General features: G+C 70.5%; 9 protein-coding genes. 3 read left to right on the top strand and 6 right to left on the bottom strand.

Features of this window, described 5'->3' with window-relative positions; translation table 11 throughout:
• Positions 1–45: 45 nt before the first annotated feature.
• A complete protein-coding gene (locus tag KIK09_RS08600; RefSeq protein ID WP_250572865.1) occupies positions 46–912 on the bottom strand; it encodes a trypsin-like serine peptidase in 867 nt (288 codons plus the stop codon).
• A gap of 446 nt (positions 913–1,358) precedes the next feature.
• Between KIK09_RS08600 and KIK09_RS57500 the strand changes: the two genes are divergently transcribed.
• Positions 1,359–1,808 (top strand): GNAT family N-acetyltransferase, encoded by a 450-nt coding sequence (locus tag KIK09_RS57500; RefSeq protein WP_308163983.1) that lies wholly within the window; start codon positions 1,359–1,361, stop codon positions 1,806–1,808.
• Here the strand turns inward: KIK09_RS57500 and KIK09_RS08590 are convergent.
• Positions 1,775–2,524, bottom strand: coding sequence for a class I SAM-dependent DNA methyltransferase (locus KIK09_RS08590; RefSeq protein WP_214318189.1), 750 nt, complete (start codon positions 2,522–2,524; stop codon positions 1,775–1,777). The two genes, KIK09_RS57500 and KIK09_RS08590, sit on opposite strands and share 34 nt — an antisense overlap.
• 116 nt (positions 2,525–2,640) lie before the next feature.
• On the opposite strand from KIK09_RS08590, the gene KIK09_RS08585 reads away from it, so the two are divergent.
• A complete protein-coding gene (locus KIK09_RS08585; RefSeq protein WP_214318188.1) occupies positions 2,641–3,240 on the top strand; it encodes a DUF2867 domain-containing protein in 600 nt (199 codons plus the stop codon).
• Entirely contained in the window at positions 3,237–3,644 is a 408-nt protein-coding gene (locus tag KIK09_RS08580) for a DUF6463 family protein (protein WP_214318187.1), read from the top strand. Before KIK09_RS08585 ends, KIK09_RS08580 begins: the two co-directional genes overlap by 4 nt.
• Positions 3,645–3,688: 44 nt before the next feature.
• On the opposite strand, the gene KIK09_RS08575 is transcribed toward KIK09_RS08580, so the two are convergent.
• The 4 genes from KIK09_RS08575 to KIK09_RS08560 form a co-directional block, all read right to left on the bottom strand.
• Positions 3,689–9,148: an ATP-binding protein gene (locus tag KIK09_RS08575; protein ID WP_214318186.1), complete on the bottom strand. Its 5,460-nt coding sequence runs from the start codon at positions 9,146–9,148 to the stop codon at positions 3,689–3,691.
• 267 nt (positions 9,149–9,415) lie between these two features.
• Positions 9,416–10,246, bottom strand: a complete 831-nt coding sequence (locus KIK09_RS08570; RefSeq protein WP_214318185.1) for a PhzF family phenazine biosynthesis protein — start codon at positions 10,244–10,246, stop codon at positions 9,416–9,418.
• 147 nt (positions 10,247–10,393) lie between these two features.
• Positions 10,394–11,299, bottom strand: coding sequence for a helix-turn-helix transcriptional regulator (locus tag KIK09_RS08565; RefSeq protein ID WP_214318184.1), 906 nt, complete (start codon positions 11,297–11,299; stop codon positions 10,394–10,396).
• A complete protein-coding gene (locus KIK09_RS08560) occupies positions 11,296–12,054 on the bottom strand; it encodes a phytanoyl-CoA dioxygenase family protein (protein WP_214318183.1) in 759 nt (252 codons plus the stop codon). The genes KIK09_RS08565 and KIK09_RS08560 overlap by 4 nt, the downstream gene beginning before the upstream one ends.
• Between the last annotated feature and the right edge of the window lie 41 nt (positions 12,055–12,095).

The raw sequence follows: 12,095 nt of genomic DNA, 5'->3' as shown, positions 1-12,095 counted from the left end.
GAACACCTCGACCACAACGGCCTCACCCACCGCCGCACCACCCGGTTACGCGATCGAGCCGGTCCAGATCCTGGCGGCGGAAGCGTAGACCTCGCCGAATTCGCCATCGAAGTACGGGGAGACACTCGTGTCGTAGCTCAGGTCGCCGTCGGTGTCGGCGACGCTGATGGTGATCCCGTTGAGGTAGCCGAGTCTGGCGCCGTCGCTGTAGGACACCAGCCAGGACGAGCCGAGGGAGCCTTCGCCGGGGACCCTGGAATCGACGCCGATGCCCTCCTCGATTTTCAAGCTGGGGATCTTCACGCTGAACGTCTCACCCTTGAACGATTCAATCTTCTCGCCCGTGTAAGGCGGCGTGCCGGCCGGATAGCCGAAAACGTCGACCGGAGTGGACAGCGGCTGGTTGTAAGCCACACCCTGTCCGCCGACGCTGTCGCCCAACCTCCCGAGGTTGGTGAGCCCCCCTGATGGGGCGGAGACGACGCCGTTGTAGACGTTGACGAAGGCGTAATCGCGGTCGTAGTCCTCGTACGAGGCGAAGTCGAAGTGGGTGAAGACCTGCTTCCCGACGTAAAGGCCCGACGGAGTCGTGCCGTCGGCGTAGCCAGGAACGAATACCCACTTGTCGAGTGTGGTGAGGGCGGACTGGGTGTCGTATACGCAGTGCCCCGCGGTGGCGACCAGGTTGCGGTAAGCCGACTGCACGGCGGTGCCCGTGCACCAGTGCGGTTGGCCGTCGGCGCCGACGAAGAATACCTTGCCCGTGGTGGCGGGCGTCTTGTCGTTCGCGAGACGGGAGGCGGGCGGGGCCAGGGGCGGCACGCTGGTGGGCTTGCCATCGGGCACGATGCCGCCGGACGGAAGGGCCCCGTCGGTGATGACGGTCTGGACGCTGTACGGGGTGGCGTTCATCAGGTTGGCCCCGCCGTCTCCGAGCCAGAACGTCGCCACCTGCTGTGCGGTCGGTATATCAGAGGCCAGAGCGTTCGTTGTACTGGCCGCTTGGGCTGGTGTGGCGATGATGCCGGAGCTCAGCAGGCCGACAGCTAACACGACTGACATCCGCCTCATACGTCATCTCCTGTGGTTCGCAGCTTGAAGCAGGACGAGTTGATCAAGTCATGCGAACGCGTGTTCGGTCAAGTTGTACGGTAAGTAATCGCTTAACCGCCTCGAGGCTGCGCCCGGATGTCGGAAGTGCCGTCTACGTGCATGATGCCGCCCCGCTCGAGGGCTTGTGTGTGGTCACTCTGGGTCATTCGTCACGTCTGACAGCGGCGATTCACAGGAAACTGTCAGGCGAGTCCGTAAGGTCAACCCGGTGTTTTCGAAAAAGGGTGGGCTGGGATACTTCGGGCGTGGATGGCTGGGGGTTGCGGGCTGCGGTGGTGGCGGATGTTGAGGTGATCGCGGAGTTGCGGGCCGCGGTGCTGCGGGCGGATCTGGAGCGACTTGGGCGCTATGACGAGCATCGGGTGCGGCAGCGGCTGCGGGATTCGTTCTCCGCGGAGCATACGTCGATCATCGAGATCGACCGCGAGCTCGTGGGATGTGTCACGGTTCGGCCCGTTGAAGGTCGGCAGTGGCTGGAGCACTTCTACCTTGCTCCGGACCGGCAGGGGCAGGGGCTGGGGTCCGCGGTTCTGCGCACGGTGCTGGAGGGGGCCGATGCGCAGGGCGTGGCCGTGGGCTTGAACGTCTTGCAGGGTAGTGCCGCGCGCCGGCTCTACGAGCGCCACGGGTTCGTGGTGGAAGCCGAGGACCCGATCGACGTCTACATGATGCGACCGGCGGGGGGAACGCGGTAGACGGACACGTGGGAGCGGGACTCGGCGGTGAACTCGGTTCCTGACCAGTCCGCGTGCCTGGCCTCCAGCTCGAACCCGGCCAGCTGGGCCATGAGGTCGAGCTCGGCAGGCCAGATGTAGCGGTGCGGGCTGCGGAACAGCTGGGCCTGGTTGCTCTCGTCGAACCTGAAATGGTGTGACACGACGTGCTGGCGCAGCACGTCGTAGGTGTCCAGGCCGATGTAGCCGGGCTCGCATTGCCAGACCGTGGCCTCCTGGCCCGGTGGGAGCTTGCGCAGTTCGGGCACCCAGAGCTCGATCACGAACCGGCCGCCGGGGACGAGGTGGCGAGCCGCGTTGCGGAAGCACTCGACCTGCTCGGCCTGCGTGAGCAGGTTGGAGATCGTGTTGTAGACGAGGTAGACCAGCGCGTACTGCCCCGGGACGACGGCGGTGGCCATGTCGCCGACGATCACCGGGATCGTGGCCTCGTCCGCCTTCGTCCGCAGCCGGTCGATCATCGAGGGTGACAGTTCGATGCCGGTGACGCGCACCCCTCGCTCGGCGAGCGGCACGGCCACGCGTCCGGTCCCGATGGCGAACTCCAGCGCCTGCCCGTCGCCCGCGAGTTCGGCCAGCCGGTCCACGGTCGGCCCCAGAACCTCGGGCGCGAACATGCCGGTGCCCGGCGTGTCATAGCGCTGGGCGGCCTCGAGGTCCCAGATCTCCTGTGGCATGCCGCCAACGATGGGCTCGGCGGGTGTGCGCTGTCCAACCATTTACGCGTATGCCGGATGGAAGGGCCGATGTTGATGGATATAGCCTATGTCGGTCAACATAGAAGGAGGCTGTCGTGAAGCTGCCGAAGACCGCGCACACCTCCCGCCCGTGGCGCATCCACGAACTCACGCGGGATTTCACGGTCGAGGACGTGTGGTCCTACCGCACTCCAGGAGCCGGCCCCGACGACTTCCCCGCGATGCTCGCGGCTCTGCGAGTCGCCGGCGGAATAGAGAAGCAGCCCCGGCCGGTGAGGTTCCTGTTCGACCTTCGATGGAAGCTCGGCGGACTCCTCGGCTGGGACAAGCCATCAGCGGGCGTCGGCCGGCGGGTCGCCTCGCTCCGCGACCGCCTGCCCGGCGACCTCCGCGACGCTCCCCGCGGCGCGGACGACGACAGCATGCCCCTCAAAGCGGTCTACGAGCTCGACCGCGAGGCCGCTCGCGAGCTGGCGAACGAGACCGTGCACACCGTGATGCACCTCGGCTGGGTGCAAGGCGCCGAAGGCGAATACGAACTGCGGATGACCGTACTCGTCAAGCCCAACGGACGGTTCGGGCGGCTCTACATGGCCGCCATCGCGCCCTTCCGCTACCTCATCGTCTACCCGGCCCTGACCCGGCTCTGGGAACAAGCCTGGCGCGACCGCGCCGCAGAAGGGACCACCCGATGAACTCCAGGAAGCTCCAGCTCCGCTGGGCGAGCGGGATCATGATCGTGCTGGGATCAGGACACCTGGCCTTACTGGCGTTCCTCGCCTGGAAGGACGTCATCGGCTGGGTGGAACGAGGGATGTGGGCGGCCGTCCCGCTCGACGCGGGCGGGGGCGCCGTTCAGACGGTGGCGTCCCTGCAGAACAAGGTCACTTTCTGGGCCGGTCCCGGAGGCTTCGCCGTACCCCTGATTCTCCTGGGTTTCCTGATTTGGCACCTGGCAGGACGCGGGGTGGCCGTGCCCGCCTGGATCGGCTGGGCCGTCGCGGCGTGGTGCGCGCTGGGCGGCGTGCTTCTCGTGCCGTCCCCGTTCTTCGCCGGGGTCATCTCCGGGGTACTCATCGTCCTGGCGGCGCGCAAGTGATCCACGCCGGCCGGCCGCACGACGTACGGCCGGCCTTCGCGCGGTCAGCGCAGGCGTGACTCGATGGCCTCGATGATGCGCGGCCGGAGCTCGGCGGCGCGGATGACGGCGTCGACGGAGCCGACCTCGACCGCGCGCTGGATGTTGTGCACCCGGTCGAACTCCGCGGCCACCTCACCGAGTTTCTCCGCGCGGACCGACGAGCGCAGCTCGTCCAGCTCCGCGGTCAACGCGGCCCGGTCGGCACCGGAGGCGGCCGCCACACGGGCCTCCAGGTCCCGCACGCGCGGGTCGGCCGCGGTACGGGCGTTGACGTCGCCGGAGAACACCGCCGCGGCGGCGGGCGCGCCGCCGAGCACCGAGGCGAACGAGCCCTCCAGCGCCAGCACGGTCATGTTGGGGTTGAGCGCCTTGGAGAACACCACGAACGCGCCGCCGTGGTAGCGGGAGATGACGCAGAACACGATGGGCCCGCGGAAGTTCACGATCGCGCGGCCGATCTCGGCGCCGTACTCCAGCTGCAGCTTCCGCATCGACTCGGGCGAGCCGTCGAAGCCTGACAGATTCGCCAGCACCACCAGCGGCCGGTTGCCGCTGGCCGCGTTGATCGCCCGCGCGGCCTTCTTCGACGACCGGGGGAACAACGTGCCCGCGGTGTAGGTGTCGGGGCCGTCGGTGGGCGGGAAGCCGCGCCGCGGCACCGACCGTGACTCGATGCCGAGCAGGCACACCGGGATGCCGCCGAGGTGCACGTCCTGCACCACCGCGGTCTCCGCGTCGGCCATGCCCGCCCAGCGCTCCAGCACCGGGTGGTCCTGGTCGGAGAGCGCCCGCATCACGGTCCTGATGTCGAACGGCTTCTTGCGGTCCGGGTTGAGCTCGGCGGAGAAGATCTCGCCGACGCGCGCGAAGTCGCTGCCCGCCACGACATGCGGGAAGTCGGAGATGTCGCGGTCGACGGGGTCGGTCGTCGTCGCCCGCCGCGGCGCCTGCTCGCCGGGCGCCACATAGGTGTGGTCGTAGTGCGACATCAGCACGTCCCTGGCGGCGGCCAGGTTCGGCGCCCAGTACTGCGCCTGCCCGTTGGGGCCCATCACCCGGTCGTAGCCGCCGATGCCGAAGTTGTCCTCGGCGGAGACGCCGCCGGAGAAGTCGAGCGCCTGCTTGCCGGTGAGCACCATCGCCGAGTCCGGCGTCATCACCAGGATGCCCTTGGTGTGCATGAGCATCGTCGCCTCGGCGTTCCAGTACGGCTGCGCGCCGACGTTGATGCCCGCGACCACGATGTTGATCTCGCCGCCGTCCTGGGTGAACTCGACGATCCGCTTGAGCGCCGCGGCCACCCAGTCCATGTTCTCCGTGCCCGACGTCATGGAGATCCGGGCGCCGGCCGACAGCGCGTACCACTCCAGCGGCACCCGCATCCGCTCGGCCAGGTCCAGCGCGGCGATGACGCGGCGGCACTCCGGCTCCGACAGGGCGCCGAGCGACTTCGTCGGGTCGCCGAGCAGCACGACCCTGGTGACACCCTGCGGGTGGCGCGGGGTCTGCGTGGTGACCACGCCCGCGACGATCGCCGCGGTGTTGCGCCCCTTGGGCCGGTCGACCGGCACCAGCGCGTGCTCGTCGTCGAGGTCGTGCTCGACGAAGTCGCCGAGCATGCCGGTCAGCTCGTACGGGTAGACCGTGTTGCGGCTGCTCGCGCGCAGCACCTTCTGCCGGTAGCCGTCCAGAGGCTCGATCGGCTCGTCCGACGGCTCGCCGATGGTCACCTCGGCGCGACCGGTGGCGTCGAGGGCGATGCGGACGGCGATCTTGGACAGCGCGCCCGTCTCCGGGTCGCGCTGCCGCGCGATGAACAGGGTCTCCTCCAGCCCGGCGCCCGTGGTCGTCGGCAGCACGCGCCGGACGATCAGCTCCAGCTCCTCGCGGGTGATGTTGCTGGGCGGCCAGACGTAGACCACGATCCGGTTGGTGTTGAGGCGCCTGTTGGACGGGCGCCGCGACCGCGCGGTTCGGATCGCGTCGACGCAGGCGGCGACGGCGCCCTCCGCCGTCGGCAGCGAGACCAGCCTGCCGTCGTGCTCGCGCAGCTCGGTCAGGTCGCGCACCTGCGCGAACGCGACGAGCCGCTCGTCGGACGGGTTCTCCTTCGCCACGCACTGGAAGAGGTAGACCTCCTCATCCGACGACGGCAGCCGGGTGAGGTCGAACTTGCTCAGCCGCTCCATCTGCATGCGCTGCGCGATGTAGGGGTGCAGGCCGCGGATCAGCCGATCCTCGGTCATCCCGGTGTCGGACGGGCGGAAGGTGAAGTGGTGGTGCATCACCTCGCCGCCGCGCCCGGCGACGGTGGCGGTGAGCCTGCGGACCTGGCTCGGCAGCGGGTGCGCGCTGACGACCTCGTGCAGCGCGGCCGCCATCGCGTCGAAGTCCTCCGGCTGCCCCTCCCAGGCGAGGTAGATGTCGGCGTCGACGGCCTCCTCGCCGACGGCCAGCTCCGCGAGCCCGCGCAGCGCGCTGCCCAGCGTCTCGAAGCTCACCGCGGAGGAGATCACGCTCGAGCCCACGCGCTCGGCGACCACGAACGTGCAGCCCGCGACCTGGCTGGTGCGGACGCCGGTGATGGCCTTGTTGCCGTAGTACCGCCTGGTGAGCACCTCCAGCATGATCGCGTTGTCCAGGTCGTCGCGGACGAGCCGCTGGCCGAGCAGCCGCACCAGCGGCTCGGTGCTGCGCACCATCTCGGCGACGCGCTCGGCGCGGTCCGGCGTGCCAGGGTTCGCGTCCAGCTGACGCAGGTGCTTGCGGACGTTGGCGTAGACGCGGGCGCGGTTGCGGCGCAGCAGCGGCTGGCCGAACCAGGCGTACACCACGCCGCGCGCCAGGTCGGAGACCACCGGGAAGCGGACCTGCGTCGCGGCCAGCAGCCGTTCGAGCGCCAGACCGGCGGGCTCGCGCAGCGTCTCGTCCGGCGGCGGCTCCCGAAGCCACGCGCGCAGCAACGTCGCGACGGCCGCGGCGTCGGCGGCCGCGCGCTGCTGGGCCAGGAAGATCCGGAACACCGCGGCCTCGAGCTCGGGGGTGCGCTCCAGCTCGGTGACGCCGTAGTGCCCGAGCGCCTTGGCGAGCTTGACCTGGAAGGCCTCCGGCAGCCCGGCCCGCTCGACGTCGAGGCTCTGCAGATAGGTGTGGAAGTACTCGCGGGCGCTGTGCACGTGCTCGTCGCCGCCGCCGTCCTCGCCCGCCGGCCGGTTGCGGCTCAGCTCGGCCAGGTCGGCGAACACCTGGAGCAGTTCGAGCTCCTCGGCCAGCGGCCGGTGGCCCTCCTCGATGACCGTACGGCGCGCGGTGAGGTAGTCGTGGTGCACCCGGCGCTCTTCGCGCGGGTCGAGGTCGAAGCCGAGCAGCAGGCTGCGCAGGTCCTCCTGCCCGCGCCTGACGCGCTCCCGCGCCAGGGCGGTCCCGGGTACGGCGGGCAGGTCCAGCTCCACGGAGCCTACGGCCGAGGTGTCCTCGACCTCGGCGTCGGTGAGCGGCTCCAGCCGCAGCAGCGGCGCGCCGGTCTCCACCTGGCTGCCCACGGACACGGCGCATTCCTTCAGCCGCGCCTTGAACGGCGCCCGCAGCACCGTCTCCATCTTCATGCTCTCCAGCACCAGGATCGGCGCGCCCGCCTCGACCTCGGCGCCGACCTCCAGCGGCGTGGCGACGACCAGCGCGGGCGCGGGCGAGCGGACGACGCCGCCCTCGTCGCGGCTGACCCGGTGCGTGACGCCGTCCACCTCGACCAGGTGGATCGGCCCGTGCGTGGCGGTGAGCAGCTGGTACCGCGTGCCGTTCACGATGATCTGCCCGGTGTGCTCGTCGAAGCGGTCGAGCTCGACGTCGGCCGTGCGGACGTCGTCACCCGCTTCGATGGCGATCCGGAACCGGAGCGGGCCGACCCGCGCGACCCGCACGCGGTAGCCGACACCACGCAGCTTGAGTTCGAGCGGCCGGCCGCTCTTGTGCTGCACCTGCGGGCGTCCGCCGAACGCCGTCGACAGCAGGCGCTGCCGCTCGGCGCGCTCCTCCTCCTCGTAGGCCTCGATGGCGGCCGCCGCCAGCGCGACGCCGGAGTGCCGGTGGGAGACGAGCCTGCCCTCGCCGCGGACGCGGTCGATCCAGCCGGTGTCGGCGCTGGCGTCGATCACCTCGGGCTGGTCGAGCAGGTCGAGCACGAAGCTCTTGTTCGTCGCACCGCCCTCGATGATCACCGTGGTCTGCTTCATCGCCCTGCGCAGCCTGCCGAGCGCCTCGTCGCGGTCGCGGCCGTAGGCGATGATCTTCGCGATCATCGAGTCGAAGTCGGCGGGGATGGTGTCGCCCTCGCTGACGCCGGTGTCGACGCGGATGCCCGGCCCGGCGGGCAGGTCGAGCCGCGCGATGCGGCCGGGGGAGGGCGCGAAGTCGCGGTCGGGGTCTTCGGCGTTCAGCCGGGCCTCGATGGCGTGGCCGCGCTCCACCGGCGGCTCGCCTTCCAGCCTGCCGCCGGACGCCACCCACAGCTGTGCCTTGACCAGGTCGAACCCGGTGGTGGACTCGGTGATCGGGTGCTCGACCTGCAGGCGGGTGTTGACCTCGAGGAAGGCGAACAGCTTGTCGCCGGGGTGGTAGAGGAACTCGACGGTCGCGGCGCCGCGGTAGCCGACCGCGACGGCCAGCCGTTCCGCCGAGGCCTTGAGTTCGGCCGCCTGCATGGGGCTGAGCACCGGCGAGGCCGACTCCTCGATGACCTTCTGGTTGCGGCGCTGCACCGAGCAGTCGCGGACGCCGAGCGCCCACGCGGTGCCCTCGCCGTCGGCGATCACCTGGACCTCGACGTGCCGGGCGCCGGTGACCAGGCGCTCCAGGAACACGACGCCGCTGCCGAACGCCCGCGCGGCCTCCTGGCTGGTGCGCTCGTAGGCGTCGGTGAGCTCGGCCGCGTTCGTGATCACGCGGATGCCGCGCCCGCCGCCGCCCGCGGTGGCCTTCAGCATCAGGGGGTAGCCGACCTCGGCCGCCGCCGCCAGCGCGGCGTCCAGGGTCTCGACCGCACCCCGGCTCCACGGCGCGACCGGCACGCCGACCTCCTCGGCGATCAGCTTCGCGCCGATCTTGTCGCCGAGCCTGCGCATGGCGTCCGCGCTCGGTCCGACGAAGGTGACCCCGACTTTCTCGCACAGCTCCGCGAACGCCGGATCCTCCGCGACGAACCCCCAGCCGACCCATGCGGCGTCGGCCCCGGTCTCCACCAGGGCACGCTCAAGCACGTTCAGATCGAGGTACGGCCGGGCGGACGCGGGGCCCAGGTCGTAGGCGAGGTCGGCTTCGCGCACGAACGTGGCGGTGCGGTCGACGTCGGTGTACAGGGCGACGGTTTCGATCGGTGTCCCGGTCTCCGCGGCCAGCTCCCGGACAGCGTGGATGAGCCGCATCGCGGCCTCACCACGATTGACGATGGCGACACGACTGAACACGCGACAGAGCCCTCCTGTAGATCAACGATGTACGCGCCGCGACACGGCAGTCCCCGGCAGTCTTCACCCTTCCGTCTAACAACGGGCAGTGCCATGTAGCAGTCAGCGCACGTTACCTGGCTCCAGTTGTGGGAAACCCACCAAAAGCCGTCGGCCCCGCCTGCGGACCGGGCCGTACCTTCACAGTCTCTCGCAGATGAGCTGAGGAGGGATTACGCAGGTCACCGTGGATCTTCTGTATGAGACGTACATATCCGGCCGGGGCGGCTACGGCAGGCGGGCGATGCGGGTGATCTCCGCGGTGCCGCTCAGGTGGATCAGCGGACTGTGCTCGGCGCCGGCGGTGATCCTGGCGGGGCTGCCGAGGGAGTCGCCCATGTCGACGTCGAGGTGGGTGATGCCCTGGCCGGCCAGGTGAGCGGCCAGGCAGGCGGTGCTGTTGGCGTTGGCGATGTCCTCGGGGACGCCGATCGACGGGGCGAACATGCGGGCCGCGACCCGGCCGGTGCGCGTCGGCGCGGAGTAGACGTAGCAGCCCAGGAAGCCGAGCCGGTCACAGGCGGCACGCAGTCGCTCGAGGTCCGGGTCGAGGGCGGCGAGCGCGGATCGCGTGGCGACGGGAACCAGCATCCGCGCCCGCCCCACCGCGGCGACGCGGGCATCGGGAGTGTCGGAGGTGATACCGAGCGCGGGCAGGACGAGGTCGCGCTCGATCGCGGTCGGCTCGCGCAGGTCGACGGGCCCGGCTTCGAAGGTGGCGTTGACCTGTTCCTTCTCCCACACGCACCAGCCGGGGAAGGCGCGCCCCGAGGCGTGGAGGGTCGCCCGGTACTCCTCGCCCCCGGCGCGCTCGGCGAGGAAGGCCAGGGCGGCCACGGTCCCGTGACCGCACGCGGGCAGTTCGCCCTCGGCGGTGAAGAAGCGCAGGGCGTTGTCAGCAGAGACGAAGACGGCGTGCGATGTTCCCATCAGCACCGGCACCCGACGGCGCTCGTCGTCGCTCAGCGGTGCCTCGTCCATCACCGCGGTGGGGCTGCCGCCTCTGCCGTCGCGCAGGCACGCGCGGACGATCGCGACAGGCAGGCCGCGCTCACTCATCAATGGTTCCTGGTCCATGCGCGGCATGCCGTACTCCTGCTTTGATTTTCGAACCACTATGCTGCCAGGCCCCCGGCGGGCTTCCGCGAACTGGGGCGCCGATGCGAGCGCATGTCCTCCAGCGTCCTCAGCACCCGCCTCGGCGCCTTAGATGTGCAGGGTTCCGATGTGGGCGCGATGTTCGAGGGGGGAGTGGCCGTGCAGGCGGCGGAAGGCCGTGCTGAAGGCGCGGACGTCGGGATAGCCGCAGGCTCTGGCCACCTCGGTCACCGTGGGGGCGGGGTCGAGCAGGAGGGTGGCGGCCAGCTCGAGCCGCATCCTGCGCAGGGTCGCCATCAGTGACGCGCCCGTCTGCTCACGGAACAGCCGCTCGGCGTGCCGTTCTGACAGGTGGACGGCGGCGGCCACGTCCCTGACCCGCACCGGCCGGCACAGGTTGTCGGCGAGGTGCCGTCGCATCGCCGTCACCACCCGGGACGGCAGTTCCCTGGGCGGCGGGTCGACCCGCAGGTCGTCCTCGCTCGCGAACGCCCTGGCGGTGTCCACCACCAGCGCGGCGCCGAGCCCGGCCAGCCCGGCGTCGTACCCGGACCGCACCGGGTCGGCGTACCCGGCCAGTGCGGTGACGACCTCGGCCAGCGAGCCGGTACGGCGCGACACCACGGGACCGGCCGCGTCGGTGAGGCCCGACCACCAGCCACGCTCGTCCGGGCCAGGCGCGTCCTGGCCGCCCCGCAGGGTGAACCCCCAGTAGGCGATGCCGAGCGGGTCCGCCTGGCTCGACTCGATCTCGTGCACGTCGCCCGGCCTGGCCAGGAACACGTCACCGGTGCCGACCTCATGGTGCTCGCCGCCGACGCTGAACCGGCCCGCGCCGGTGTAGGCCAGGCAGACCTCGTGGAAGGAGTGCCGGTGCCAGTAGTTGCGCCAGGCCAGCTTCGGGTAGAACCCCCAGCTGACGAAGTCGGCCCTGAACCCTGCGACCTGGCAGGTGTCCAGCAGGCCGGCCAGCTCGGGCAGCCGGCCGGCACCGGCCACGTCCGCCAGGCTCAATCCCGTCTCCCGCCCGTCGGGTCCACTCCCGCCAGCATCATGCCCTGCCCCCGCGACCAGTCGTGGTCCTGGGTCGCCGGCGGGTCGGCCGGGTCACGGAACTGCACCAGCCAAGTGGTCCTGGCCTCGTCGCTGACGTTCACCCCCGAGCCGTGCACGGTCAGGTACGTGAAGAACAGCACGTCCCCCGCCTCGGCGGGCAGCGGCATCGCGGACTCGAACGGCACGTCGGTGAGGTGATGGCTGCCCTCGGGGTCGTGCTCGAGCGGCCCCTGCAGGTGGCTGCCCGGCACGACCCGGACACAGCCCTTGCGCTCCGGCGCGTCGTCCAGGTGGAAGATCGCCGCGGCGACCCGGTGGTGGGTGTGCGGGAAGAACGGGTGGTCCTGGTGCAAAGGGAACGGTGAGCCGTTCTCCGGCGGCTTCACGAACAGCTTGGTGTGGTGCAGCTGCACGTTCGGCACCCCGAGCACGGCCGCGGCGACCGAGGTGAACCGCTCGTCCACCAGCAGCCGGGAGAACGCCGCGGCGTGGAACTGCGCGTCGTGCAGATGCTGCAGCCGGGTCGGCGCACCGGCCGCGATCTCGGCGGCCGCACCCCAGGTCGGGTTCTCGTCCCGGTTCAGCCGCTGGAGCAGCTCATGGGCGACCCGGCGGTAGTCCGCCGCCTCATCCCTGGTCAGCAGCCCCTTCACGAGTACGTAGCCATGCTCGGCATAGTGGCCGGCGAGGGCCGGCAGATCGGTCGTGGTCATCGCGTCCTCCTGTCGTGAACGACCTCGACACTAGGAAGCCG

The organism is Nonomuraea sediminis, assembly GCF_018531495.1.
Classification (GTDB): domain Bacteria; phylum Actinomycetota; class Actinomycetes; order Streptosporangiales; family Streptosporangiaceae; genus Nonomuraea; species Nonomuraea sediminis.
Note: the sequence above shows the minus strand (reverse complement) of the source record. Positions and strands in the feature narration are given on the sequence as shown.

What these genes read in the sequence shown, in the direction of transcription:
- KIK09_RS08600 (WP_250572865.1), bottom strand. Translation starts at nt 912, where the DNA reads ATGAACGCCACCCCGTACAGCGTCCAGACCGTCATCACCGACGGGGCC.
- KIK09_RS08590 (WP_214318189.1), bottom strand. Translation starts at nt 2,524, where the DNA reads ATGCCACAGGAGATCTGGGACCTCGAGGCCGCCCAGCGCTATGACACG.
- KIK09_RS08580 (WP_214318187.1), top strand. Translation starts at nt 3,237, where the DNA reads ATGAACTCCAGGAAGCTCCAGCTCCGCTGGGCGAGCGGGATCATGATC.
- KIK09_RS08570 (WP_214318185.1), bottom strand. Translation starts at nt 10,246, where the DNA reads ATGAGTGAGCGCGGCCTGCCTGTCGCGATCGTCCGCGCGTGCCTGCGC.
- KIK09_RS08560 (WP_214318183.1), bottom strand. Translation starts at nt 12,054, where the DNA reads ATGACCACGACCGATCTGCCGGCCCTCGCCGGCCACTATGCCGAGCAT.